The 25,119-nt window shown below is 74.9% G+C and carries 25 protein-coding genes; 11 read left to right on the top strand and 14 right to left on the bottom strand.

Annotation, left to right across the window (positions count from 1 at the left end; all coding sequences use genetic code 11):
• Positions 1-34: 34 nt before the first annotated feature.
• The 3 genes from ACMT9T_RS07245 to ACMT9T_RS07235 form a co-directional block, all read right to left on the bottom strand.
• Positions 35-1,348: a M1 family metallopeptidase gene (locus tag ACMT9T_RS07245; protein WP_414744911.1), complete on the bottom strand. Its 1,314-nt coding sequence runs from the start codon at positions 1,346-1,348 to the stop codon at positions 35-37.
• Positions 1,345-5,475: a Pls/PosA family non-ribosomal peptide synthetase gene (locus ACMT9T_RS07240; RefSeq protein ID WP_414744910.1), complete on the bottom strand. Its 4,131-nt coding sequence runs from the start codon at positions 5,473-5,475 to the stop codon at positions 1,345-1,347. Before ACMT9T_RS07240 ends, ACMT9T_RS07245 begins: the two co-directional genes overlap by 4 nt.
• A gap of 107 nt (positions 5,476-5,582) precedes the next feature.
• A complete protein-coding gene (locus ACMT9T_RS07235; protein ID WP_414744909.1) occupies positions 5,583-5,951 on the bottom strand; it encodes a GntR family transcriptional regulator in 369 nt (122 codons plus the stop codon).
• Between the two features lie 123 nt (positions 5,952-6,074).
• Between ACMT9T_RS07235 and ACMT9T_RS07230 the strand changes: the two genes are divergently transcribed.
• A complete protein-coding gene (locus tag ACMT9T_RS07230; RefSeq protein ID WP_414744908.1) occupies positions 6,075-6,446 on the top strand; it encodes a hypothetical protein in 372 nt (123 codons plus the stop codon).
• A gap of 4 nt (positions 6,447-6,450) precedes the next feature.
• On the opposite strand, the gene ACMT9T_RS07225 is transcribed toward ACMT9T_RS07230, so the two are convergent.
• The 3 genes from ACMT9T_RS07225 to ACMT9T_RS07215 all read right to left on the bottom strand — a co-directional run bounded on the left by ACMT9T_RS07225 (position 6,451) and on the right by ACMT9T_RS07215 (position 9,070).
• Positions 6,451-7,815, bottom strand: coding sequence for an FtsX-like permease family protein (locus ACMT9T_RS07225; RefSeq protein ID WP_414744907.1), 1,365 nt, complete (start codon positions 7,813-7,815; stop codon positions 6,451-6,453).
• Positions 7,812-8,567 carry an ABC transporter ATP-binding protein gene (locus ACMT9T_RS07220; protein ID WP_414744906.1) on the bottom strand — a complete coding sequence of 252 codons (756 nt, stop codon included), beginning with the start codon at positions 8,565-8,567 and terminating at the stop codon, positions 7,812-7,814. Before ACMT9T_RS07220 ends, ACMT9T_RS07225 begins: the two co-directional genes overlap by 4 nt.
• A gap of 65 nt (positions 8,568-8,632) precedes the next feature.
• Positions 8,633-9,070 (bottom strand): Lrp/AsnC family transcriptional regulator, encoded by a 438-nt coding sequence (locus ACMT9T_RS07215; protein ID WP_011931848.1) that lies wholly within the window; start codon positions 9,068-9,070, stop codon positions 8,633-8,635.
• Positions 9,071-9,254: 184 nt separating this feature from the next.
• Here ACMT9T_RS07215 and ddaH point away from each other — a divergent pair, with 184 nt between their 5' ends.
• The 3 genes from ddaH to ACMT9T_RS07200 all read left to right on the top strand — a co-directional run bounded on the left by ddaH (position 9,255) and on the right by ACMT9T_RS07200 (position 11,976).
• Entirely contained in the window at positions 9,255-10,097 is an 843-nt protein-coding gene (gene ddaH, locus ACMT9T_RS07210; RefSeq protein WP_414744905.1) for a dimethylargininase, read from the top strand.
• Positions 10,098-10,104: 7 nt separating this feature from the next.
• On the top strand, positions 10,105-11,349 hold the full coding sequence (gene rocD, locus ACMT9T_RS07205; protein WP_414744904.1) for an ornithine--oxo-acid transaminase: 1,245 nt from the start codon (positions 10,105-10,107) through the stop codon (positions 11,347-11,349).
• Between the two features lie 159 nt (positions 11,350-11,508).
• Positions 11,509-11,976, top strand: coding sequence for a hypothetical protein (locus tag ACMT9T_RS07200; RefSeq protein ID WP_414744903.1), 468 nt, complete (start codon positions 11,509-11,511; stop codon positions 11,974-11,976).
• Positions 11,977-12,013: 37 nt separating this feature from the next.
• Here ACMT9T_RS07200 and ACMT9T_RS07195 read toward each other — a convergent pair whose 3' ends face one another.
• The 4 genes from ACMT9T_RS07195 to ACMT9T_RS07180 form a co-directional block, all read right to left on the bottom strand.
• Entirely contained in the window at positions 12,014-13,000 is a 987-nt protein-coding gene (locus ACMT9T_RS07195) for an EamA family transporter (protein ID WP_414744902.1), read from the bottom strand.
• Between the two features lie 64 nt (positions 13,001-13,064).
• Positions 13,065-13,556: a DUF6226 family protein gene (locus tag ACMT9T_RS07190; protein WP_414744901.1), complete on the bottom strand. Its 492-nt coding sequence runs from the start codon at positions 13,554-13,556 to the stop codon at positions 13,065-13,067.
• Positions 13,557-13,641: 85 nt separating this feature from the next.
• Positions 13,642-14,526 carry an NAD-dependent epimerase/dehydratase family protein gene (locus tag ACMT9T_RS07185; protein ID WP_116053144.1) on the bottom strand — a complete coding sequence of 295 codons (885 nt, stop codon included), beginning with the start codon at positions 14,524-14,526 and terminating at the stop codon, positions 13,642-13,644.
• Entirely contained in the window at positions 14,523-14,948 is a 426-nt protein-coding gene (locus ACMT9T_RS07180; RefSeq protein WP_414744900.1) for a hypothetical protein, read from the bottom strand. The genes ACMT9T_RS07185 and ACMT9T_RS07180 overlap by 4 nt, the downstream gene beginning before the upstream one ends.
• Before the next feature lie 114 nt (positions 14,949-15,062).
• Between ACMT9T_RS07180 and ACMT9T_RS07175 the strand changes: the two genes are divergently transcribed.
• The 6 genes from ACMT9T_RS07175 (at position 15,063) to ACMT9T_RS07150 (ending at position 20,328) form a co-directional block, all read left to right on the top strand.
• Entirely contained in the window at positions 15,063-16,478 is a 1,416-nt protein-coding gene (locus ACMT9T_RS07175; protein WP_414744899.1) for a peptidoglycan DD-metalloendopeptidase family protein, read from the top strand.
• A gap of 45 nt (positions 16,479-16,523) precedes the next feature.
• Positions 16,524-17,258, top strand: coding sequence for an SGNH/GDSL hydrolase family protein (locus ACMT9T_RS07170; protein ID WP_414744898.1), 735 nt, complete (start codon positions 16,524-16,526; stop codon positions 17,256-17,258).
• Between the two features lie 163 nt (positions 17,259-17,421).
• Positions 17,422-17,877, top strand: coding sequence for an SRPBCC family protein (locus ACMT9T_RS07165; protein ID WP_043672042.1), 456 nt, complete (start codon positions 17,422-17,424; stop codon positions 17,875-17,877).
• Positions 17,878-17,879: 2 nt separating this feature from the next.
• A complete protein-coding gene (locus ACMT9T_RS07160; protein WP_414744897.1) occupies positions 17,880-18,116 on the top strand; it encodes a hypothetical protein in 237 nt (78 codons plus the stop codon).
• A gap of 138 nt (positions 18,117-18,254) precedes the next feature.
• Positions 18,255-19,064 carry an RDD family protein gene (locus ACMT9T_RS07155; RefSeq protein WP_414744896.1) on the top strand — a complete coding sequence of 270 codons (810 nt, stop codon included), beginning with the start codon at positions 18,255-18,257 and terminating at the stop codon, positions 19,062-19,064.
• 190 nt (positions 19,065-19,254) lie between these two features.
• A complete protein-coding gene (locus tag ACMT9T_RS07150) occupies positions 19,255-20,328 on the top strand; it encodes an alkene reductase (RefSeq protein ID WP_414744895.1) in 1,074 nt (357 codons plus the stop codon).
• A gap of 46 nt (positions 20,329-20,374) precedes the next feature.
• On the opposite strand, the gene ACMT9T_RS07145 is transcribed toward ACMT9T_RS07150, so the two are convergent.
• The 4 genes from ACMT9T_RS07145 to ACMT9T_RS07130 all read right to left on the bottom strand — a co-directional run bounded on the left by ACMT9T_RS07145 (position 20,375) and on the right by ACMT9T_RS07130 (position 23,466).
• On the bottom strand, positions 20,375-21,097 hold the full coding sequence (locus ACMT9T_RS07145; RefSeq protein WP_414744894.1) for a response regulator transcription factor: 723 nt from the start codon (positions 21,095-21,097) through the stop codon (positions 20,375-20,377).
• Entirely contained in the window at positions 21,094-22,329 is a 1,236-nt protein-coding gene (locus tag ACMT9T_RS07140; RefSeq protein ID WP_414744893.1) for a sensor histidine kinase, read from the bottom strand. The genes ACMT9T_RS07145 and ACMT9T_RS07140 overlap by 4 nt, the downstream gene beginning before the upstream one ends.
• Positions 22,330-22,414: 85 nt before the next feature.
• Positions 22,415-22,771 (bottom strand): TIGR02611 family protein, encoded by a 357-nt coding sequence (locus tag ACMT9T_RS07135; RefSeq protein WP_414744892.1) that lies wholly within the window; start codon positions 22,769-22,771, stop codon positions 22,415-22,417.
• 95 nt (positions 22,772-22,866) lie between these two features.
• Complete coding sequence (locus ACMT9T_RS07130) at positions 22,867-23,466, bottom strand: TetR/AcrR family transcriptional regulator (protein ID WP_414744891.1); 600 nt, start codon at positions 23,464-23,466, stop codon at positions 22,867-22,869.
• A gap of 60 nt (positions 23,467-23,526) precedes the next feature.
• Here ACMT9T_RS07130 and ACMT9T_RS07125 point away from each other — a divergent pair, with 60 nt between their 5' ends.
• Positions 23,527-25,101 (top strand): MFS transporter, encoded by a 1,575-nt coding sequence (locus ACMT9T_RS07125; protein ID WP_414744890.1) that lies wholly within the window; start codon positions 23,527-23,529, stop codon positions 25,099-25,101.
• Positions 25,102-25,119: the final 18 nt, after the last annotated feature.

Here is a 25,119-nt window from a genome sequence, read left to right as displayed (position 1 = left end):
GGTCCGCCGCGACGCCGACCCGGCGAGGTCCCGCCTAGCGCCGCCCCCGTCGCGGCAGCGCCGGCAGCGGCCCGTCCGCGAGCCACGCCCGCAGCAGCGCGCCCGCGTCGCCGGCCGCAGCCACGAGGTCGGCGGTGGTGCGCGGCGCCGTCCACGCGGGATCCGTCCACCGCAGCAGCAGCTCCCGCCACGAGGCGTCGCCGAGGGTCAGCCGCAGCGCGTGCACCGCGAGGGCGCCGCGCTTGTAGACGACGTCGTCGAACATCGACTCCGGCCCGGGATCGCCGATGCCGAGCCGCGTGCCGTCGCGCTCCAGTCGCGCGTGGTGCTCGCGCGCGAGCTGGTCCGCGGTGCGTCCGCCGGACTCCTCCGACCACAGCCACTCGGCGTAGCAGGCGAACCCCTCGTTGAGCCAGATGTGCTGCCACGACGCGAGGCCCACCTGGTTGCCGAACCACTGGTGCGCGAGCTCGTGGGCCACGAGCCGCTCGGATCCGCCCGTGCCGTCGGCGTGGTTCGAGCCGAGCACCGCCATCGCCTGCGCCTCGAGCGGGATCTCCAGCTCGTCGTCGGTGACCACCACCCGGTACTCGTCGAACGGGTACGGCCCGAACAGCGTCTCGAAGAACGCCATCATGCGCGGGATCGGCGCGAGGTCCTGCAGCACGCGGGCCTCGCGCGGCTTCGGGTACGCGAGGACCGCCTCGGTGGATCCGGCGGGCACGCGCCGCTCGGCGTACCGGCCGATCTGCACGGTCGCCAGGTACGGCGCCGTCCGCGCGTCCTGCTCGTACGTCCAGGTGGCGCGGCCGGAGCGCTCGAGGCGCGAGACGAGGCGTCCGCTCGCGATCACGGAGTAGTCGACCTCGCACGCGACGCGGATCCGGAACGCGGCCCGGTCGTCCGGCCGGTCGTTGCAGGGGAACCAGGTGGACGCGCCGCTCGGCTGCGACGCGACGAGCACGCCGTCGCCGAGCTCCTCCCAGCCGAGCTCGCCCCACGTCGTGCGGCGCGGGCCGGGCTCGCCGGAGTAGGCGACGTCGACCGTGAAGGAGGCGCCCGCGGGGATGGGGGCGGCCGGCGTGACGACGAGCCGCCCGCCACGCTGCACGTGCCGGGTCTCGCGGCGGCCGTCGACGCGCACGTCGGAGGCGCGGAGGCCCGTGAGGTCGAGCTCGAAGCGGGGGAGCGGTTCGCGCGCGACCGCCGTGATGACGGCGCGCGCCTTCAGCCGGTTGCGGGCCACGCGGTAGTCGAGGTCGAGGTCGTAGTGCTCGACCGCGTACGCGGAGGATCCGACCTCGGGGGTGTAGCCGTCGCCGGACGCGGGTCCCGTCGCGGCCCTCACCGGCGACCGGCGGTCGCGGGCGCGGCGGTCGTCGGCGAGGCGTCGGCGGATGCCGTCGCGGGCTCCTCCGGCAGGTACCGTCCCGTCTTCACCTCGCGCCACGGGCCGATCGGGTTGCCGCTCCAACGGCTCGCCTCGGGCACGAGCTCGCCGCGCATCACGAGGCTCGCGGGGCCGACGGTGGCCTGCGGGCCGATGCGCGCCGCGGGGAGGATGACGCTGTGCGGCCCGAGGGTCGCACCCGCGTCGAGGGTGACGGTGTCCATGCTCATGATCCGATCATGGAACAGATGCGTCTGCACGACGCAGCCGCGGTTGACCGTCGACGCGTCACCGAGGGTCACGAGGTCGGCCTCGGGCAGCCAGTGCGAGTCGCACCACACGCCGGATCCGATGCGCGCGCCGAGGCTCCGCAGCCACCACACGAGCGCGGGCGTGCCCGCCGCGGACGACGCGAACCAGGGCGCGGCGACCATCTCGGTGAAGACGTCCGACACCTCGCTCCGCCACACGAACGACGACCACAGCGGGTGCTCCTCCGCGCGGATGCGGCCGATGAGGATCCACTTGGCCGCCGTCGAGACCGCCGCCGCCACCGCTCCCGCGGCCAGCAGCACCACGCCGCCGAGCAGGAACGCGACGAGCGGGCCCCACGCGTCCGTGATGGCGGCGAGCGTCACGAGCACCGCGAGGCCGATGGCGCAGGTCACGAACACGGGCACGACGCGCAGCAGCTCCCACAGGATGCGGGCGACGCGGAGGCGCGTCGGCGGCCGGAACGTGCGCGCGTCGTCGGCGGCGGCGACCGTGCGCCGGAGCCGGACGGGCGGGGAGCCGAGCCACGAGGATCCGGCCTTCGACTTGGTGGGCGCCGCCGACAGCACGGCGACGAGGCCGTCCTTGGGCACCTTGTGGCCGGGGCCCGCCATGCCCGAGTTGCCGAGGAACGCGCGCTGGCCGATCTCGGCGCGGGCGACGCGCATCCAGCCGCCGCCGAGCTCGTAGCCGGCGACCAGCGTGTCGTCGGCGAGGAAGGCGCCGTCGCGGATCGTCGTCATGGCGGGGATGAGGAGCACGGTCGACGCCTCGACGTCCTTGCCGACGCGGGCGCCGAGCAGGCGCAGCCAGACGGGCGTGAAGAGGCCGGCGTAGAGCGGGAAGAGCACGGTGCGGGCGAGGTCGAGCAGGCGCTCGGTGGTCCACAGCTGCCAGCCGACGCGGCTGCGCACCGCGTGGATCCCCTCGGTGACGCCGAGGCCGAGCAGGCGCACGGATCCGACCACCACGAGCGCGAGCACGAGGCCCGTGACGAGCACGGCGGGCACGAGCGCGCCGAGGCCGCGCCACCACACGTCGCCGAGGTCGGCGGATCCGCGGATGGCCGCCGCGAGGATCCCGCCGCCCGCGACGAAGGCGACGACCGGCACGAGCGCGGTCGCGACCGAGGCGGCGCCGTACGCGGCGACCCAGCGCGTGTTCCTGGCGGGTCGGTGGTCGGGCCACCAGACGCGGGCCTTGCCGACGCGCGCGGCGGGGGATCCCGCCCAGCGCTGACCCGACGGCACGCGCCCGAAGACGGCGGAGCCGGGCGCGATCTCCGCGCCCTTGCCGATGCGCGTGCCCGGAAGCAGCGTCGAGCGCGTGCCGACCGTGGATCCCGCGCCGATGCGGACGGCGCCGACGCGGACGGTGTCGCCGTCGATCCAGTACCCGGAGAGGTCGACCTCGGGCTCGACCGAGGCGCCGCGGCCGATGCGGAGCATGCCCGTGACGGGCGGCAGCGTGTGCAGGTCGACGTCGTCGGCGATGCGCGCGCCGAGCGCCCGCGCGTAGTACGTGATCCACGGCGCGCCCGCGAGCCCGACCGCGCCGATCTGCTGCGCGATCTGCTCGGCCAGCCAGATCCGCAGGTGCCACCTCCCGCCGCGCGGGTGGTCGCCCGGCGTGAGCCCGCGGAGGAGCAGGCGGGCGGCGACCGCGGAGATCGCCATGCGGCCGAACGGCGTCGCGAAGAGGAGGAGGCCCGGCACGAGCAGCCACCACGACACGTCCGGCAGCGCGTCGAAGCCGCCGAGCGGCCGCAGCAGCGCGCTCGCCGTGAGCAGGAGCGCGAGCCAGCGGAGGCTCTGCAGGGCGAGGAGGGGCGCGCCGAGCAGGGTCTGGATCCACTGGGTGCGGCGCGGCGTCGGCGTCACGTCCACCTGCGGCCCGCTGCGCTCCGCTCGCGGAGCGCGCCCGGCGATGGCCGCCTGCATGGCGCCGAGGCGCGGATGCGCGTAGACGTCGGCGACCGTGAACTCGGGGTCGATCGTGCGGATCCGGGCCACGAGCTGCGCGGCCGACAGGGATCCGCCGCCCAGGTCGAAGAAGTTGGCGTCGGCGCTCGCGACGGGCGTGCCGAGCGCGGCGGACCACATCTCGGCGAGCGGGCGGAGCTCCGCGTCGAGGTCGGCGCCGTCGTCGCCCGCGGCGCCGGGCAGCGGCCAGGGGAGCGCGGCCTTGTCGACCTTGCCGGAGGTGCGCGTGGGCAGCGACTCGACGACGCCGATGAGCGGCACGAGCGCGGCCGGCAGCGCGACGCGGAGGCGCTGCACCGCGTCCTCGCGCGAGAAGGCGGCCGGATCCCGCGGCACGAGGTAGCCGACGAGCACCGGGTTGCCGGCGCCCGTGGTCTGCACGGCCACGGCCGCGCCCTGCACGTCGTCGAGGCCCTGCAGCGCCGCCTCGATCTCGCCCAGCTCGATGCGCCGGCCGCCGACCTTCACCTGGTCGTCGGCGCGGCCCTGGAAGACGAGGCCCTCCGCCTCGAAGCGCACGAGGTCGCCCGAGCGGTAGGCGCGGTCCCAGCCGAGCGCGGGGAAGGGGGCGTACTTCTCGGCGTCCTTGGCGGGATCCAGGTAGCGCGCGAGCCCGACGCCGCCGATGATCAGCTCGCCGACGCCGCCCTCGGGCACGCGCGCGCCCTCGGCGTCGACGACCGCGAGGGTCCACCCGTCGAGCGGCAGGCCGATGCGGACGGGGCCGGGACCGCCGAGCGGCGCCGCGCACGCGACGACGGTCGCCTCGGTGGGGCCGTACGTGTTCCAGACCTCGCGCCCGTCGGTCGCGAGCCGCTGGCCGAGCTCGGGCGGGCAGGCCTCGCCGCCGAAGATGAGCAGGCGCACGTTCTCGAGCGACTCCGCGGGCCACAGCGCGGCGAGCGTCGGCACGGTGGACACGATCGTCACGCCGTGCGTCGTGAGCCACGGCCCGAGGTCCATGCCGCTGCGCACGAGGCTGCGCGGCGCCGGCACGAGGCACGCGCCGTGGCGCCAGGCGAGCCACATCTCCTCGCAACTGGCGTCGAACGCGACCGAGAGGCCCGCGAGCACGCGGTCGCCGGGGCCGATCGGCTCCTCCTGGAGGAACAGGCGCGCCTCGGCGTCGACGAACGCGGCGGCGGAGCGGTGCGAGACGGCGACGCCCTTGGGGGTGCCCGTGGATCCGGAGGTGAAGATGATCCACGCGTCGTCCTCGGGCGCGGGCGGCGCGACGAGGGGGAGCGCGGAGGTGGAGGCGTGCGCGGCGGCGGCGGGGAGGATCCGGAGCGCGGCGGCGGCGGAGTCGGCCGTCTCGGCGGCGTCCGGGATCCGCGGCGTGAACTCGCCCGTGCCCGTCACGACGCCCGCGACGCGCGCCTCGCCGAACACGAGGCGGGCGCGCTCGTCGGGGTCGTCCGCGTCCACCGGCACGTACGCGGCGCCGGCCGCGAGCACGCCGAGCACCGTGACGTAGAGGTCGCGGGATCCCGACGGCATGCGGATCCCGACCCGGTCGCCCTTGCCGACGCCCGCGTCCCGCAGCGACGCGGCGACCTGCACGACGCGCGCCATGAGCTCGCGGTAGCTGAGCGCGCCGTCGCCGTCCTCGATGGCGGACGCGTCGGGGTGCGCGGCGACCGTGGCGCGGAGCACGTCGACGAGCGTGCGCGGCGGCGTGACGGCGTCGGCCCGGTCGAGCACGCGCTGGGCGGCGTCGGCCACCGTGCCCGGGTCGGGCGCGACCGTGGCGGCCTGCGCGGTGTCGGCCACCTCGGCGACCTCGGCGTCGTCGTGCGGCGTCGCCGCCTCCGGGGAGGACTCGGGCATGTGGTCTCCGTTCGGATCGGGCGGCGTGCGTACTGTCGGGCCTCCGGGTGAACGGGAGGTGGAATCGCGGCGACCCGGCGTCACCGCGCGCCCGTGGGCGGGATCCGTCACCCGGCCGGGAGCGCCTCGTCCACCACGCGCCGCGCGTCGTCGGCGGCGACGCCGAGCCGGCCGGCGAGCTGCGCGTAGGCGACGGCCGCCGCCCGCAGCGCCGCGGGCACCTCGTCCTGCGCGGCGACGAACGACCCGGCGCGCCCGCGGGTCTCGATCACGCCGTCGGCCTCGAGCTCCCTGTACGCCCGCGCCACGGTGTTGACGGCGACGCCGGCCTGCTCCGCGAGCGCCCGCACGGTGGGCAGTCGGGCGCCGATCGACAGCTCGCCGTCCGCTGCCCGGCGCGCGATCTCCCCGCGGAGCTGCTCGTAGGGCGGGGTCGTGGAGCCCGGGTCGATGCGGTAGCCGGGCGCGGGATCCATGCGCCGAGGCTAGCGATCCGCGGGGCGGCGGGCGCGACATGCACGTGCTCCGCACCCCGGGACGGCGCGGGCAGGGGAGGATGGACGAGCGGCACCCCCGCGCCGCCGACAGGAGGATCCCGCATGTCCGAGCTCGAGCTGATCACCATGTGGTCGCGCGCCCGCAAGCAGATGATCACGAGCCAGCTCGCCCCGGTCTTCCTGCTCACGTCCACGGTGGTCCTGCTCCGCACGGGTCTCGCCGACGCCGACCTCGGCACGCGCCTCGCCGCCGCCCTGATCCTGCTCGCGACGGGCGTGCTCGGATCCGCCGTGCAGTTCTCCATCAACTCGCAGGCCATCGCCATCGCCCGCGACCTCCGCGACCGCGGCGCCACCTCGCACGCGGCCCGCGCGGTCATCGGCGCCGAGGGCCTCACGAACGTGATCCGCTACGCGGTCCCCGCCCTCTTCGTCGTCATCTTCGTGGTGATCCTGGTAGCGCTGTTCGCCTGATCCCTCACGCCGAGACGGCGCGCGGGATGCTCGTCCGGAGGGCCACGAGCGTCGGCCCCAGCGTCGCCAGCAGCAGGCCCAGGAGGCCCGCACCGAGGAGCGCCAGCATCGGGACGGCGCCCACGGAGAGCTGCGTGTCCGGTGCCGTCCGCCGCAGCGCGTCCCAGACGACAACGGAGGCGACCGTCACGATCACGAGGCCGAGCAGGAACGCGGTCCCCGCGTAGACGACGGCCTCCAGCGCCGCGGCCCGGCGCACGAGCCGCGGGGTCGCGCCCGCGGCCTGCACCAGGGCGAACTCGCGGTCCCGGGCACGTCCCGTCATGAAGACGCTGACGGCGGAGGCGATCAGCGTGAGCACGAGCGGCGCCCCGAAGAGGAGGAGGTCGGCCTCCCGATCTGGGGCGGCGGCCGGCGTCCCGGAGAGGGAGGCCTGCGCGCTCGCGAACATGTCCGTGACGCTCGTGGCCGAGCCCACGAGCACGATGCCCAGGGTGAGCGGCACCACGGCCGACGTCGACTGGGTGATGCGGTGCGCGCACGCGTGGCGGGCCAGGTACCAGGCCGGCCGTCCGCGCGCGGGGATCAGGGCGGTCCAGGCGCGCAGCACGGGCCGCACCGCCAGGGGGGCGATGGCGGCCAGGGCGACCATCATCGCGAGCCCCACGAAGAGGCCGTTCTGGCCGATGCCCGTGAGCGGGAGGTCCTGCATGCCGACTCCCAGGGCGACGGCCGCGGCGCCCCCCGACGCGGCCATGATCCAGCGCACCACGGTCATGCGGATCCGCGGGTCCTCGGGCGTGCGCAGGGCGGCGATCGGCGGGACCCGGGAGGCCTGACGGGCCGCGCGGCGGCCGCCGAGGAGCATCAGGGCGGTGATGAGGACGATGACGGACGCGGCGCTCAGGGGATCCTGGCTCGCGCGCGCGCCCTGCAGCGTCGGCACCCGGGACGTCAGCCAGCCGAACACGGGTTGCGTGAGGGCGGCGCCGATCGCGATGCCCGCCACCGCGGCGGCGACCGCCAGCACGGCGAGGAGCCCGAGGATCGTGCGGCGGACGCGACGCGGGGTCATGCCGGCCAGCTGCCACCTGGCGTGGTCCTGCCGCTGCGCCGCGACGGACAGCTCGGCCGCGCCGCCGACGACGATGACCATGGTGATGCCGCTGAGGAGCACGGGCGTGGCCGTGAAGCCGATCACGCCCTCGAGGTCCGCGTCGGAGATGCGCCCGGCGCCGGCGAGGCGCAGCGCGCTCGACACGATGCCGGCCATGATCGCGAGGATCGCGGCGGCCGCGCCGGCGATGACGGCGGAGCCGATCCAGAGGCGCAGGTCGTGACGCAGCTCGGCGACGACGAGGCGGATCACCGGGGATCCCGCACATGCACCGGCCGGGCCGCGGCGATCGCCGCGGAGACCTCGTCCGCCGTCGGCCGGACGAGCTCGGCGTGGATCGTCCCGTCCCGCAGGACGAGCACGCGGTCCGCGACCGCCGCCGCCTCCGCGCTGTGGGTGACGAGCACCACGGAGCGCGTGCCTGCCGCCATGTCGCGGAGCAGCGCCAGCACGTCCGCGCCCGTCCGGGAGTCCAGGGCCCCCGTCGGCTCGTCGGCGAAGAGCAGCTGGGGCCGGGTCGCCAGGGCGCGGGCCACGGCCACGCGCTGCTGCTGCCCGCCCGACAGCTCGCCGGGCAGGTTCCCGCCGCGGTCGTGGAGTCCCACGGACGACAGCGCCGCGTCGATCGAGGCGGGATCGACCTTGCGCCCCGCGAGGCGGAGGGGGAGGGCGATGTTCTCCCGCGCGGTCAGCGACGGGACGAGGTTGTACGCCTGGAACACGAACCCGACCTGCTGCTGACGCATGCGCGCGAGGTCCTCCGCCCGGGTCGTGCGGGGGTCGCGGCCGAAGAGGGAGACGGATCCGCCCGTCACCTGCTCCAGACCCGAGAGGCAGTACAGCAGCGTGGACTTCCCCGAACCCGACGGGCCCACGATCGCGACCATCTCCCCGGGGCGGATGCTCAGGGATATGCCGTCGAGCACCCGGACCTCGTCCATCTTCCGCGTCGCCGGGAACGCCTTCGTCACCTCGACCGCGCGCACGTGCACCTCATCGCTCATGGCCTCAGCCTGGCGGCTCGCGGGGCGCGGCGCAGTGGGGGAATCCCTACGGATCGGGGTCGCCGCTACTCCAGCGTCCGGTTCACCAGCCGCGAGAGCACGATCGCGCTGCGCGTGTGGTCGACGTTCGGCGCGAGGCGCACCTTCTCGAGCGCGTCCTCGAGGCTCGGGATGTCGCGGGAGCGGATGCGGACGATCGCGTCGGCGTCGCCCGTGACGGTGCCGGCGTCGACGACCTCGGGGACGCCCTGCAGGATCCGGCGCAGCTCGTCGGGCGCGACCGTCCCGCGGCAGAACAGCTCCACGTAGGCCTCGGTGCTGAGGCCGTCGACCGCGGGATCCACCTGGATCGTGAAGCCGCGGATCACGCCGTCGGCCACCAGCCGGTCGACCCGCCGCTTCACCGCGCTGGCCGAGAGCCCGACCGTGCCGCCGATGTCGCCGTAGCCGGCGCGGCCGTTCTGGCGGAGGAGGTCGATGATCCGGTGGTCGAGGTTGTCCATGCCCCGACCCTACGGCGGGATCGTGCGCGAGAAGGGGTCCTCACGCGCGGGATCCGCGCTGTGACCCGTCGAACCGGCGTGATGCGCGTGCCAGGCTGACATCACAGGCGTCCCTTCGGGGCTCGGGGACATCGTCCGCCTCCACGACCGCGCCACCCGGCGCGCCGCACGAAGCAGGAGCACCATGCCCTCCACCCTCCCCCTGCCCACCGAGACCGCAGCCGGCCGCACGCCCGTCGCGAAGCGCGTGCTCATGTGCCGGCCCGACCACTTCGACGTGGTCTACAAGATCAACCCGTGGATGGATCCCGCCGTCCCGACCGACACGTCGCTCGCGGTCCGCCAGTGGCAGACGCTCCACGACACCTACGTGGGCCTCGGCTTCCAGGTCGACCTCATCGACGGGATCGCCGGCCTGCCCGACATGGTCTACGCGGCCAACGGCGGCTTCACGCTCGACGGCATCGCGTACGGCGCCGCCTTCCAGCACCCCGAGCGCCAGCCCGAGGGCCCGGCCTACATGGACTGGTTCCGCGAGGCCGGCTTCGACGTGCGCGTGCCCGAGGAGGTCAACGAGGGCGAGGGCGACATCCTGCTCGTCGGCGACACGATCTTCGCCGGCACCGGCTTCCGCAGCGACAGCACGAGCCACGCCGAGGTGGCCCGGATCTTCGACCGCGAGGTCGTGACCCTCCGCCTCGTGAACCCGTCGTTCTACCACCTGGACACCGCCATCGCGGTGCTCGACGACACCAACATCGCCTACCTGCCGGGCGCGTTCGACGCCGCGAGCCTCGACCAGATCGAGCGCCGCTTCCCCGACGCGATCGAGGTCAGCGAGCAGGACGCCTCGATCCTCGGCCTCAACTCCTACAGCGACGGCCTCCACGTCGTCATCGCCGAGCGGGCCGTGGGCTTCGAGGCGTCGCTGCGCGAGCGCGGGTACGAGCCCATCGGCGTCGACCTGTCCGAGCTGCTGCTCGGCGGCGGCGGCGTGAAGTGCTGCACGCTCGAGCTCCGGAAGTAGGCGCGACATGACCGACACCATCGACCGCCCCGCCGCATCCGACGCCGGCGCCCGCGCCATCCACGCGGAGGAGGCGCACGCCGCGCACAACTACCACCCGCTGCCCGTCGTGGTCGCGTCCGGCCAGGGCGCCTGGGTCACCGACCTCGACGGCCGGCGCCTGCTCGACTGCCTCGCCGCGTACTCCGCCGTGAACTTCGGGCACTCGCACCCGGACCTCGTGCGGGTCGCGACCGAGCAGCTCGGCCGGATCACCCTCACGAGCCGCGCGTTCCACAACGACAAGCTGGGCCCGTTCGTCACGGCGCTCGCCGAGCTCGCCGGCAAGGACATGGTCCTGCCGATGAACACGGGCGCGGAGGCCGTGGAGTCGGGGATCAAGGTCGCGCGCGCCTGGGGCTACCGCGTGAAGGGCGTGGGCGCGGGCCGCGCCAAGATCATCGTGATGGCCGGCAACTTCCACGGCCGCACCACCACCATCGTGAGCTTCAGCGACGACGAGGAGGCGCGCGCCGACTTCGGGCCGTTCACGCCCGGCTTCGTGACCGTGCCCTACGGCGACGCCGCGGCGCTCGAGGCCGCGATCGACGACGACACGGTCGCCGTGCTGGTCGAGCCGATCCAGGGCGAGGCCGGCATCGTCGTGCCGCCCGAGGGGTACCTCGCCGACGTGCGGCGGATCTGCACGCGCGAGCGGGTGCTGATGATCGCGGACGAGATCCAGTCGGGCCTCGGCCGCACCGGCGCGACCTTCGAGTGCGACAACGCCGGCGTCGTGCCCGACCTCTACCTCCTGGGCAAGGCGCTCGGCGGTGGCATCGTGCCCGTCTCCGCGGTCGTCGGCGACGCCGACGTGCTGGGCGTCATCCAGCCGGGGCAGCACGGATCCACGTTCGGCGGCAACCCGCTGGCCGCGGCCGTGGGCCACGCGGTCGTCGACATGCTCGCGACGGGCGAGCCGCAGGAGCGCGCGCGCCGCCTCGGCGCCGTGCTGCACGCGCGGCTGGCGGACCTCGTGGGCCACGGCGTGCTCGAGGTGCGCGGCCGCGGGCTGTGGGCGGGCATCGACATCGACCCCGCGCTCGCCACGGGCCGCGCGGTCTGCGAGCGGCTGGCCGAGCGCGGCGTGCTCGCGAAGGACACGCACGGCTCGACGATCCGGCTCGCGCCGCCCATCGTCGTGGAGGAGGAGGACCTCGTCTGGGCCGTGGGCCAGCTCGCCGAGGTGCTGACGGAGCTCGGGGCGCGCTGACCTGCACGTGCGTCGCGCCCGGCTGCGTGCGGCAGCCGGGCGTGACATGCGCCCCGTCGGGCGGTGGGGAGAGCGGGCGCGGGGAGGGCGGGGCCGCCGCTACGGTGCAGCCGCCGGTGCGCTCGCACCGCATCCCCTCCACCCCGAAGGCAGCTCACCATGCCCACCGCTCCCTCCTCCCCGTCCGTCCGCGCCCCGCGCCGTCGCCTGCGGATCGCTGCCTGCGCGCTGGCCCTCGCGGGCGTCGTCAGCGTCCTGCCCCTCGCCGCCCAGTCGGCGAGCGCGTCCCCGGAAGCGGGCCCGCACACGGCGCCGTGGAACGGCGTCGACGTCTACATCACGGGAGGCCAGCTCTACGGCATGCACGTCCGGACCTTCTCCCACGGGCACGTGTTCTGCGTCCCGCTGTCCCGCGGATGGAACGCCGTCCCCATCGAGGCGCCCGCCGGCGGCAGGTACGGCGCGGAGCTCACGCCCTCGAGGTCCTGCGACGACATCGGCGGACTGAACACCTACTCGGTCAAGGTCCGGCCGGGCGAGCACTGGCACGTCGCGAACGACTCCCCGCGCTGCGTCACCTACCGCGGGGGCCTCGCCGGGCAGTGCACCCCCTTCGGGCACTTCTAGGAGTCGAGGTCGGCCGCCCTCTCAGGCGGGCGGCCTCTCAGGCGGGCGGCCGAGCGGCCGGCGGGTGCGTCGCGATGGCGACGCCCGCCGCGCCGCACACCACGACGATCGCGCCGAGCTGCACCGGCGTCAGCGTCTCGCGCAGCACGATCACGCCGAGGATCGCCGCGACCACGGGGCTGAGGCTCGTCAGCACGGCGAACAGGCGCGGGGTGATGCGGCGGAGGATCACGGTGTCGAGCGAGTAGGGCACGGCGGACGCGAGCAGGCCGATCGCCGCGAGCAGGCCCAGGATCCGCCCGTCGACGGCCGCGACGTCGAGTGTGAGGATCGCCCAGGGCACCAGCACGACGAGGCTCACGACGCTGGCGACCGCGATTCCCTGGAAGCCCGGCAGCCGCTCGGCGACGCGGCGGGTGAAGACGATGTATCCGGCCCAGGTCACGGCGGCGGTCGCGCCGCAGATCAGCCCGAAGACGTCGATCCGCCCCTCGAGGCCCGTGAGCACGACCACGCCCGCGGCCGCCACGAGCGCGCAGGCGGCGTCGAGGAGGCGGCGCGAGGCGAGCAGCGCGATGGACAGCGGGCCGAGGAACTCGATGGTCGCGGCGATGCCGAGGCCCAGACGGTCGACGGCGGCGTAGTAGGAGAGGTTCATCAGCGACAGCGCGAGGCCCAGCATCACGGCGGGCGCGAGCTGCGCGCGCGTCATGCGGTGGATCCGCGGCCGCGCCACCGGCAGCACGAGCGCCGCCATCATCACCTGGCGCGCGGCGACGACGAGCACGGGGCCGACCGCGGGGATCACGAGCCCGGCGAGCGACGACCCGAGGCTGACGCTCACGATCGTGCCGACCTGGAGCGCGGCGCCCGCGGCCGTGCTGCGCGGGCGGGAGCCGGGTCCGCCGGGAGCGGCCGCGTCCGTCGCGTCCGCGACCGCCGCCTCGACGCCGGCCGGGGTGGTGCCGGGCGCGGATCCGGGGTGCGAGCCCGCGGGATCGACGGGGTCCCCGGGGCTGGTCACCCCGCGAGCGTACCGACGCGGGGCGCGGGCGACCGGGCGGGAGGAGGCGGCGTCGCGCGGCGGATCAGCGGACGAGGTCGCCGAAGGGCTCGGGCGGCGGCGGCAGCTCGCCCGCCGCGAGGAGCACCGCCTCCTCCAGCTCGTCGGCGACGTCCTCCCAGCGGTCGTCGCACGCGTCGCAGCCGCACGCGGGGAACGCCGCGGACGTCCGGCGGCCCGTGCGCAGCATCACCCCGGGGAACGACGTCCACTCGAGGGCGAAGGCCGGGCCGCTCCCGTCGCGCGGCGCGAGCCGGACGGTGCGCACGGCGTCGGGATGCGGGTCGGTGAGCGTCGGATCCGCGCCCGCGATGGCCGTCACGTCGTGCGTCGCCACGAGGTGCGCCACGAGCGCGTCGGCGACCGCGTGCAGCGGGGCGAACCGCTCGAGGTGCGAGGTGCGCGAGCACGCGTCCTCGGGCGGCCCGTCCGCGAGGTCCCACCGGGAGCCGGAGGGGCTGCCGGCGTCGTCGAGCGCGGGTGGCGCGTCGATGCGCGGGCGGACGTAGGCGGGCATCTCCGGAGGCTAGCGACCGGCCGCCCGGGGGCGCATTCCCCCGAACGGCCGCTCGCGGCGGACGTCGCTCAGTCGACGGATCCGCCTAGCGCGGCAGCGCGTTCCCGTCGGCGTCGAGGTGGTCGCGCCAGCTGCGCTTCGGCTCCCAGCCGAGGAGGCGCCGGGCCTTCGCGGTCGAGATGCCCGAGGAGTCCACGCGCTCGATCGCCCGCAGCTCGATGGCGTCGCCGTAGTGCCGCTTCAGCTCCGCGGCGAAGTCGTGCCCGCCCGCGTTGTCGGCGGCCGCGATGTAGAAGACCTCGTGGCCCGGCAGGTCGGAGGCGACCGACAGCACGATCGCGTCGGCCAGGTCGTCCGCGTCGATGTAGCTCCAGAGGTTCGCCGTGAGCACGGAGGCGTCGCGCACCTGCTTGCCGAGGTTCGACGCGTAGTTGTCCTCGTTGTGCACGGTGCTCGGGCGGAGCGAGATCACGCGGATGTCGGACCGGCGCACGGCCGCGTCCATCAGCTGCTCGCCGAAGGCCTTGGAGAGCGCGTATGGATCCTGCGGGTGGAGCGGGTGCTCCTCGTCGACGGGCGCGTAGTCCGGCAGGAACGGCCGCTCGGGGAAGAAGTTGCCGACGATGCTCTCGCTCGAGATGTTGACGAAGCGCGGCACCCCGAAGCGCACGGCCGCCTCGATCAGGTGGAACGTCGACATGAGGTTCGTCTGCAGCACGACGTGCGCGGGGTTGCCGGTGGGCTGCGGGATCGCGGCGACGTGGACGACGGCGTCCATGCCGGCGACGACCGCGAACGCGGCGCCCTGGTCGGTGAGGTCTGCCATCACGTAGCGGCCCGGCACGACGACGCCCGCGTCGAAGACGGGGCGGACGAGGTCGACGCCCGTGACGTCGTGCCCGGCGGCGACGAGCGCCTCGACGGCGGCGCGGCCGACCTTGCCGCGGGATCCGGTGACGAGGACCTTCATGACGCGTCCCCGTCCTGCGCGGCGTCCGCGGGCGCCTTCATCACGACGGGGACGAACGGGTCGTCCTCCAGCCGCTCGGCGAACCACGCCTCGTCGACGTAGCCCTCCGACCACAGCTTCAGCGGCGTCGCGACGGTGGGCGTGAACAGCTCCCACCGGGTCCAGAGGCGCGTCTCCTCCGTCATCATCCGGCCGACCTCGCGGGTCCAGCGGACGACGACGTGGTCGGCGGGCAGCAGGCGCTCGAACGCGGCCTGCGCCTCGGCCAGCCGGGCGGACCGGGTGCCGTCGCCCGAGACCTGCTCGGCGCTCAGGGCGAGGACCAGGGTCCAGGTGGTGCTCTGCAGCTCGGCGTCGCGCGGCGCGGCGACGGCGGCGTCGGCTCCTGCTCCGGGCGATGCGGGGGTGGTGTCGTGGCTCATGCGGCGTCGCGCTCCTCGTGTCGATCGAGTCTGTCACGCGGGCTCGCGCGCGGCCGGGCTCGGCCGGCCCGTCCTGCCCTCGTCAAGCGGATTTCCTCAAGCACGGAAACGGAAGTGGATGGTGGTGTTCCTGAACATTTCGGTTACCGTCGAAAGGACCGCGCTCCACCGACGTCGACGAGGCCCGCCATCTCCCGCACCGACCGCACCTGCCGCCGCGCCTCCGAGCGCCCGCGGAACGGCGCCGCACCGCGCCTCCGGCTCGCCGCCGCGATCGCCGCGTCCGGCCTCCTGCTCGGCCTCGGCGTCCCGTCCGCGCAGGCCGCGGAGGAGTACCCGACCTGGTCCGAGGTGCAGGCCGCGCGCTCCAGCGAGCAGGCCACCGCCGACCAGGTCACCCGCATCACCTCCCTGATCTCCGGCCTCTCCGCCGAGGTCGAGGCCGCCACCGCGCTCGCCCTCCAGCGCTCCGACGAGCACGCCGCCGCGGTGGACGCGCTCGACCAGGCCACGGGCGAGCTCGAGGCCCTCCAGACCAAGGCCGAGAAGGCGCAGGCCGAGGCCGACGAGGCGAAGCGCCAGGTCGGCCAGCTCGTCGCCCAGCTCGCCCGCAGCGGCGGCGGCGGCGACGTCTCCCTCCGCCTCTTCACGAGCGGCGGCGAGGACGCCGACGCTCTCCTCGCCCGCATGGGGACCGCCACCAAGCTCGCCGACCGGCAGGACACGGCGTTCACGACCGCCGTCACCTCGGCCCGCACGGCCGAGTCGCTCGGCAAGCAGGCATCCGTCGCGAAGGAGGCGCTCGCCGTCCTCGCCGCCGACGCCGAGGCCAAGCTGCAGGAGGCGTCCGCGGCGCAGGCCCGCGCGGATCAGGCGCTCGCCGAGCAGGAGGCCCGCAGCTCCGAGCTCCAGGCGCAGCTCACCACCCTCCGCGACTCCCGCATCTCCGTCGAGGAGGGCTTCGCGATCGGCGAGCGGAAGCGCCAGGAGGAGGCGGCCGCCGAGGCCCGCCGCCAGGCCGACGCCCGCGCCGCGGCCGCCGCCGCAGCGGCCGCCGCGAACGCCGCCGCGCGTCCGCCGGCCAACGCGCCCCGCCCGCCGTCCTCGGGGGGCCAGCCCTCCGCGTCCGGCTGGACCATGCCGATCCGCAGCTACGGCTCGTACCAGTCCTACGGCATGCGCCTGCACCCCATCGCCAAGGTCTGGCGCCTGCATGCGGGCGACGACTTCGGCGCCGGCTGCGGCACGCCCATCTACGCGACCGCGTCCGGCACCGTGCAGTTCGCCGGGGCGTCGAGCGGCTTCGGCAACGCGATCACCCTGAACCACGGCGGCGGCGTGACGAGCGTCTACGGGCACCTCTACTCCTACGGCGTGATGGTCCGCACGGGCCAGACGGTGCAGGCGGGCCAGCAGATCGGCGCCGTCGGCAACGCCGGGTACAGCACGGGCTGCCACCTCCACTTCGAGATCCGGCAGGGCGGCGTCGCCACCTCGCCCATGCCCTTCCTGCGCAACCGCGGCGTCTGACCCGCCGGGTACGCTGGGAGCGTCGATGACCGGGGGGTGCGGCGCATGACGGGACACATCAGGCGGCTGGCGCAGGTCGTGGCCCGGCCCGCCATCTTCGTGCAGTACCTGGCCCTCCGCGCGGGCCTCTCCAGCGAGGTCTTCCCGCGGGACGAGGGATCCGGCGTCGTGCCGGGCGACTCGCCCCAGCGCGTGCTCGTCATCGGGGAGGCCACGGCCGTCGGCTTCGGCGTGCTGTCGCACGAGCTCGGCATGGCCGGGCACTTCTCCCGCCAGCTGGCCCGGCGCACGGGTCGCGGCGTCGAGTGGGCCACCCGCCCCTTCGCCGACCTGACGATCCACACGGCTGCCGGCACGGTCCGCGATCGCGAGCTCCTCGAGGGCGTCGACGTCGTGCTGCTCCTGGTGGGGGTGGGCGACAGCATCCGCCTCACGCCGCAGCGCACCTGGCGCCGCCTCATGTGCGCGGCCATCGACGACCTGAGCCGCGGCCTGCCCGCGGGGGCTCGCGTGCTCGTGGCCGAGGTGCCGCCGCTGCGCGAGAGCACGGGCGTGCCCGTGGCCTGGCGCCCGGTCGCCGCCCGGCACGCGCGCCTGCTCAACCGCGTCACCGCGGAGATCATCGCCTCCCGGCACGAGGCGCTCGCCGTGCCGTTCCCTCCCGAGAGCGTCATCGACATCGGCGACCCGGACGCCGCGCAGGCGTCCCGCGTGTACGCCTCGTGGTCGCGCGCCTTCGTGCAGCGGCTGCTCGGACCCGCGGACGCCGCCGAGGCGTGACCTGCGCTTGGACGTTCCCTGTGCATTCCCCGGGTGAGGGATGCCGGGTGCGGGCCCGGCGTAGCGTCGGAGGCGTGCCCGCGCCGGTGTCCACATCGACGCCCGGGCTCTCGGATCGCACGAGGATCCGACCCCACGCACCGAATCCGAACGAGGAGAAGCAATGCCCCGAGTAATCGAGACCGTCGACGTCAACGTCCCCGTCAGCACCGCCTACAACCAGTGGACCCAGTTCGAGTCGTTCCCGAACTTCCTCAGCTACGTGGAGTCGATCACGCAGGTCACCGACACGCTCACCGAGTGGAAGGTCAAGATCGGCGGCATCGAGCGCACGTTCGAGGCCAACATCACCGAGCAGCACCCCGACGAGCGCGTCGCCTGGAACTCCACGGGCGGCGACGAGGACCACGCCGGCGTCGTCACGTTCCACAAGCTCAGCGACACCGAGACCCGCGTCACCGTCCAGCTGGACTGGGAGGCCAAGGGCCTCGTCGAGAAGGTCGGCGCCGTGATCGGCGTCGACGACCACGTCATCAAGGCCGACCTCAAGAACTTCAAGGAGTTCATCGAGAAGCGCGGCACCGAGGACGGCGCCTGGCGCGGGGACGTGAAGGCCTGATCATGGACACGTCCGAGATCCGCTGGAACCAGGAGGCGCGCGACAAGATCCTCACGGACAGCGACCGCGTGCTCCAGGAGGCCGTGCAGGACGCGGCCAAGGAGCTCGAGGGCCAGGACTGGGAGACCGTGTACCAGCGCCTGTTCGAGCAGCTGAAGGACCGGTTCATCGACTTCGAGCCCGGGCCGGACCTCCGCAAGTACGCCGAGGCCGTCTCCCGCGGGGAGATCCAGGGCTGACGCGAGCGTCATCCGCACGACCAGCACGACCGGGAGGGCCCGGCATCCGCGAGGGTGCCGGGCCCTCCTCGCGTCCGTTTCCCCACCTGCTGGATACTCTGGATCCGCGCCGCGGGCGCGACGAGCAGGGGAGACGCGATGAGCGACGCGCACGACGACGGGCGGCCGGACGCAGGGCAGGGGCGGCCGCGGGAGCAGGGCGGGGCGGCGGATCCGCAGGACGGGACGGCGTACGGGCCAGCGTCCCCCGCGACCGACGACGGGCATCCGGATCCCGCGTACCCGGCCGGATCCTTCCCCGGCGCCGCATACCCCGGCGGCCCCTACCCCGCCGGTCCCTACCCGGCCATGCACCCGGGCGCGGTCCCGCCGCCGGGCTACGGCATGGTCCTCGTCCCGCACGCGATGCGCCCCCTCCCGGAGCACATCGACCCGGGCTGGCGGCTCGCCGGCGTGGGGCGGCGCGCGGCCGGGCGGATCCTCGACCAGGTGGTCTTCGGGATCGTCGGCGGGGTCTCCGCGGGCGCCTTCATCGTCCCGCTGCAGGGCATCGCCCGGCAGCGCATCCACGACCAGCAGCTGTTCGGCCAGGCGGCCGAGGACGTCATGGACACCTACTTCGGCGGTGCCGTGCTGGGCCTCCTCATCAGCCTCGTCGCGTACCTCCTCATCGCCACCTGGTGGCTCGGCTGGAAGGGCTCGACGCCGGGCAAGGCCATGGTCGGGATCCGCGTCCAGCGCTTCTCGGAGCCCGGCATGCTCGGCTTCGGCCGGGCGCTCCTGCGCGGCGTGGTGCAGAACGCGTTCGCCCTCGGCTGGCTGTTCACCATCTGGCTGCCGTACGCGTCCGTCGGCTGGGACCCGCGGCACCTGCTCCGCGGCTGGCACGACCTGGCCGCCGACGACGTCGTGCTCGCGCGCCGCACCGAGGCTCCCGCGTCGTACTGAGCGGATCGGGGCGCGCCCGGCGGGCGAGCAGCCTGACGAGCGCCTGGGAGAAGCGCGCCCCGAGGAATGGCCCTCCGGTCGGCCGGGTTCGTGCCAGGGCGGTCCGCCCGGACCGCTGGTCCCCGACGCCCGCCCGACGTGATCCGTCGCGGCGCCCGCCGGGCCACCCGCGAGACGAAGGATCCACCACGTGAAGCTCTTCTCCCCCGTCACCCTGGGCGCCCTCGAGCTCCCCAACCGCGTCGTCATGGCGCCCCTGACCCGCATGCGCGCCGACGAGGCCGGCGTCCCCGGCGACCTGATCGTCGAGCACTACCGCCAGCGCGCGTCCACCGGCCTCATCGTCACCGAGGGCGTGTTCACCAGCGAGCGCAGCAAGGCGTACCCGGGACAGCCCGGCATCGTGACGGACGAGCAGATCGCGGGCTGGACCCGGGTCACCGAGGCGGTGCACGCCGCGGGCGGCCGCATGGTGATGCAGCTCATGCACGGCGGCCGCGTCTCGCACGAGGACATCACGGGCGGCCTGCCGCTGCTCGCGCCGAGCGCCATCGCGATCCAGGGCGAGGTGCACGTGCCCACCGGCAAGAAGCCGTACCCCGTGCCGAGCGAGCCGGAGACCGACGAGGTCCCGCTCATCGTCGACGAGCTCACGGTCGCGGCGCGCAACGCCATCGACGCCGGCTTCGACGGCGTCGAGATCCACTCGGCCAACGGCTACCTGCTGCACGAGTTCCTGTCGCCCGTCTCGAACGTGCGCACCGACGCGTACGGCGGATCGCCCGCAGCCCGCGCGAAGCTCGGCATCGACGTGGCCCACGCGGTCTCCCGCGAGATCGGCGCCGACCGCGTCGGCATCCGCGTCTCGCCCTCGCACAACATCCAGGACGTGCTCGAGGAGGACCCCGACGAGACGCGCGCCACCTATGAGGCGCTGCTGTCGGGCATCGCGCCGCTCGGCATGGCGTACGTGAGCATCCTGCACGCGGAGCCCGCGGGCGAGCTCGTGCAGGGCCTCCGGAAGACCTTCGGCGGACCGCTCATGATCAACAGCGGCTTCGGCGTGCAGACCGAGTACGACGAGGCGATCCAGCTCGTCGAGGAGGGCACAGCCGACGTCGTGGCCGTGGGCCGCATGGTCATCGCGAACCCCGACCTCGTCGAGCGCTGGGAGTCCGGCGCGCCCACGAACGAGCCGAACCCGGCGACGTTCTACGGCCCCGGCGCCGAGGGCTACACCGACTACCCGGCGCTCGCCAGCTGATCCGCGACGCCTGACCGGCTCCGGCCGGCACCGCCCGAGGCCGGGCTCACCCCGACGGGGCGAGCCCGGCCTCGTGCACGAGCACGGCGACCTGCACGCGGCCGTCGACCCCGAGCTTGTCGAGCACGTGCCCCACGTGCGTCTTGACGGTGGCGACGCCGAGGAACATCTCGGCCGCGATGCGCGCGTTCGACCACCCGCGTGCGACGGCCAGGGCCACCTCCTGCTCGCGTTCCGTCAGGGTCGCGAAGCGCGCCCGTTCCGCGGTGCGGTCGGCGCGGTCGCGCTGGGCGGCCACGCCGATCACGGTGTCGAGGACCGAGGGCGAGAGGATCGACCGGCCCGCGGCGACCTGCCGCACGGCCTGGACGAGCTCCACCGGAGGCGTGTCCTTCAGCAGGAATCCGCGGGCGCCCGCGCGAAGCGCCCCGAGCACGAGCTCGTCGGCGTCGAAGGTCGTGAGCACGATCACGGGCAGTTCCGGGCGGCGGGCGACCTCGCGGGCCGTGGCGGTGATCCCGTCGCAGACCGGCATGCGGATGTCCATGAGCACGACGTCGGGCGCGGTCCGCGCGATGACGGCGCCGGCCGCGAGCCCGTCGGCGGCCTCGCCGACCACCTCGAGCCCGTGCCCGCCGCCCAGCAGCATCGCGAGGCCCGCGCGGACGAGGGCGTCGTCGTCGACGATGACGACGCGGATCGGCGGGCCGCCCGCGGGGACGACGCCCGCGAGCGCCGCGGCGTCCGGCCGGGGCCAGTCGGCGGTCACGCCGTCCACGGGAGCACCGCCTCGACCACGTGCTGGCCGTCGCGCCGGGCGACGTCGAGCGTGCCGCCCAGCGCGAGGGCCCGCTCGGCGATCCCGGCCAGGCCGTGGCCCGGCGCGGTCGCCGGCGTCGCCGCCGTCGGATCGGGGGCGGGCGTCGCGGGCACGGGGTTCTGCACGACGATGCGCAGGGATCCGCCGGCCCGGCCGACCAGCGACACCTCGACCGGCGCGCCCGGCGCGTGCCGGCGGGCGTTCGTCAGGCACTCCTGGACGACCCGGTAGGCGTGTCGCGAGGTCGTCGCGGACAGTCGCGGCAGGTCGTCGCGGGTGTCGGGGTGGACGTGCGCGTGCACCTCCACGCCGAGGGCGCGGGCCTCGTCGAGGAGCTCGGGCAGGTCGGCCAGCGTCGGCTGCGGGGGTGCGACGGCGGGCGATCCCGACGGATCCCGCAGCACGCCCAGCACCTCGCGCAGCTCGGTGAGCGCGGTGCGGGCGTTGTCGCGCACCACGCCCGCGGTCGCGCGCACCTCGGACGCGTCCAGGTCGTCGCGGTACTCGAGCGCCCCGGCGTGCAGGGCGACGAGCGAGAGCCGGTGCGCGAGCACGTCGTGCATCTCCCGGGCGATCCGCGTGCGCTCGTGGTCGGCCGCCTGCTCGGAGCGGAGGGCCTGCTCCTCCTCCGTGAGCCGGGCGCGCTCCCGGAGCGACGCGAGCAGCTCGCGACGGCCGCCCACGTAGAGGCCCACGACGACGGGGAGGGCGACCACCAGGAGGATCACGCCGGCTATCAGCGGCCACTCCTCCGGGCGGATCGGGGCGGGTGTGGACCCGGTGCCCTCCCAGGCCAGGGTGACGACGAGCAGCGTGCCCGCGACCGCGGCGATCCCGCGTGGCCGGCGGCGGGCGGACACGGAGGCGACCGCGATCAGCGCGGCGACCACCCCGAAGGACGAGATGCCGCCGAGGGCCGCGATCGTCACCGCGACGCCGACCGGAGCCTGACGCCTGATCGGCAGGAGCCCCATCGCGACGAGGCCGGCGACGAGGTCGAGGAAGAGCACGAACGTGGGACGGGCCCCGGTGGCACCGGTCTCCTCGGCCGCGGCGATCGCGATGCCGAAGGCGAGCACCCCACCGGTGAACGCCACGGCCAGCAGCGCGGTCTCGCGGCCGACGGTGCGCAGGCGGAGGCGGGCCTTGCCCGGGATCGGGAGCGTTGCGGGGGAGGACATGCTCCGACCCTACGGAGCGGGGTGACGGGGCCGGATCGACCGGAAGGGGGAGATGGCGCGGACCCGGAGGAGGGTGACGCCGGGGTCAGCGGGGCGCGCGGGCGGCGCGGCGCTCGGCGCGGGAGGCGCGCCAGCGACGCCAGGCGTCCCAGAAGCGGTGCAGCTGGCGCTTGAGGAACACGTTCACGCGGTGCGCGGCGGGGAACTCGGTGCCGAGCACGGCGATCCCGAGGAAGACGATGAGCCAGCCGGGGCCCGGCAGCGGGATGAGCACGATGCCGACGAGGACGATGGCGACGCCGAGGAGACCCACGAGGATCCGGTAGAGCCAGCGCGCCTTCGGGTGCAGCTCGATCCAGGCCCGGCAGCGACGCAGGAACCGCCGCAGCGGGTGCGAGTGGCTGGAGCCCGCCTCGAACTCGCGGGTCAGGGTGTCGGACATGGGTTCACGCTACGGGCGGCGAGCGGGATCCGTCTTCCTCATCCGGGGAATCCGCAGGATGCCCGGACGGATGCCCAGGTGGGAGGGGGCCGGCGTCAGCGGGCGGGCGGCGCCGTGATCCGCCGGGCCGCCTCCACGACGGCCGCGCGGTCGGCGGCGCGCGCCTTCGGACCCTCCGCGTGCATGGCCGGGTACGGCGACTGCACCCACGCCTGCGCGAGCGCGAACAGCATCGTGAGGAGGCGCTGCGGATCCCACGACGGGTCGATGTGGCCCTCCTCCTGCCCGCGGCGGATCGCCTGCACCTTCGCCGACGGCGATGTCGCGCTGTGCGGCACGTCGAGCGCCACGCCGTCGAGCCGCGCCCACGCGAGCATGCGGCGGTGCTCGGGGTGCTCGTAGGCGTGGTCGAAGAGCTGGCCGACGAAGCCGGGGAGGTCGGCGGGATCCAGCGTCACGGCGGAGAAGAACTCGACGCCGTTGAGCTTCAGCACCGCGTGGAAGAGCGACTCCTTGTCGGTGAAGTGCGCGTAGAGCCGCTCCTTGCTCGCCCGTCCCGAGCGGGCGATGCGGTCGACGCGCGCGCCCGCCAGTCCGTGGGCGGCGAACTCCTCGCGCGCGGCCAGGAGGATGCGGTGCCGGACGTCGTCCGGCTTCTCGTCGGTGGTGCGGGCGGACCCCGTCGTCTCTGCCATGTGAACAGCGTATGTCAAACGAACCGGTTCGTTTGACTCTCGCCACGGGGCGGCCCTAGATTGGACCGTCCTCGCCCGCCCGGGCGCCGCACGATCCTCCAGGAGCACCAGATCTCCCACGCACGCACCCCCGAGAACGCACCGCCCTCGACGTCCCCCGCCGCGGCCGCCGGCGCCACCGCCCCGGCCGACCCCGCCGCGCCGTCCGCCCGCAGCAAGTGGATCCTCCTCGCCGTCGTCGCCCTCGCCCAGCTCATGGTCGTGCTCGACGGCACCATCGTGAACATCGCCCTGCCCGCCGCCCAGCGCGACCTCGGCATGAGCGACGCCGACCGCACCTGGGTCGTCACCGTCTACGCGCTCGCGTTCGGCTCGCTCCTCCTGCTCGGCGGCCGCATCGCCGACTACTGGGGCCGCAAGCGCTCCTTCCTCCTCGGCATGGTCGGGTTCGCCGCGGCCTCCGCGCTCGGCGGCGTCGCCGTCTCCGGCGAGATGCTGCTCCTCGCGCGCGGCCTGCAGGGCGTCTTCGCGGCGCTCCTCGCGCCCGCCGCGCTCGCGCTCCTGTCGGTGACCTTCCCGTCCGGGCCCGACCGCGTCAAGGCGTTCGCCGTCTACGGCACCATCGCCGGATCCGGCGCGGCCGTCGGCCTGCTGCTCGGCGGCGTGCTCACCGAGTACCTCAGCTGGCACTGGTGCCTCCTCGTCAACGTGCCCATCGCGGTCGTGGCGGTCATCGCGGGGATCCCGCTGGTGAAGGAGAGCCGCGCCGACGGCGACCGCAGCTACGACGTGCCCGGCGCCCTGCTGGTCACGGTCGGCCTCGCGTCGATCGTCTACGGCTTCTCCCGCGCGGAGAACGGCTGGGGCGAGCCGGACACCATCGGCTTCCTGGCGCTCGGCGTGGGGATCATGGTGGCCTTCGTGTGGTGGGAGTCGCGGGCACGCAACCCGCTGTTGCCGCTCCGCGTGGTCGCCGACCGCACCCGCGGCGGCGCGTACCTCACCTCCGTGATGGTGGGCGCGGCGCTCCTCGGCGGGCTGCTCTACCTCACGCTGCACTTCCAGATCGTGCTCGGCATGTCGCCGCTGATCTCGGGTCTCGCGTCGCTGCCCATGGCCGCGACCATCATGCTCACGGCGCCGCAGGTCGCGCGGCTGCTGCCGCGGGTCGGGCCGCGGATCCTCATGACGGTCGGCCCGCTCATCGCGGCCGCCGGGCTGCTGTGGTTCAGCCGCGTCACGGTCGACGGCGCGTACGTCGTTCAGGTGCTGCCCGGCCAGATCCTGCTCGGCATCGGGCTCGCGTGCGTGTTCGTGCCGATGCAGAACGTCGCGCTCTCCGGCATCGAGCCGCGGGACGCGGGCGTCGCGGGCGCGGCGCTCACGGGCACGCAGCAGATCGGCGGATCCATCGGCACGGCCGTCTTCACGGCCCTGTTCGCCTCCGCCGTCACCGCGGCGGCCACCGACGGCGTCGCGAACCCGCTCCAGCAGCAGGTCGACGGCTACCACGTGGTGTTCCTGGCGGCGGCGATCGGCGTGGCCTGCGCCTCGATCATCTCCTGGTCGATGGTGCGCGTGCCCCTCGAGCGCTTCCGCGAGGGCGCGTCGAGCGAGGCCGTGAGCATGCACTGATCCGGTCCCGCCGGTCAG

This window comes from Clavibacter vidaverae, from assembly GCF_047529985.1.
Taxonomy (GTDB): Bacteria; Actinomycetota; Actinomycetes; order Actinomycetales; family Microbacteriaceae; genus Clavibacter; species Clavibacter nebraskensis_A.
The sequence above is the reverse complement of the archived record's forward strand: the minus strand, read 5'-3'. Positions and strand labels throughout refer to the sequence as shown.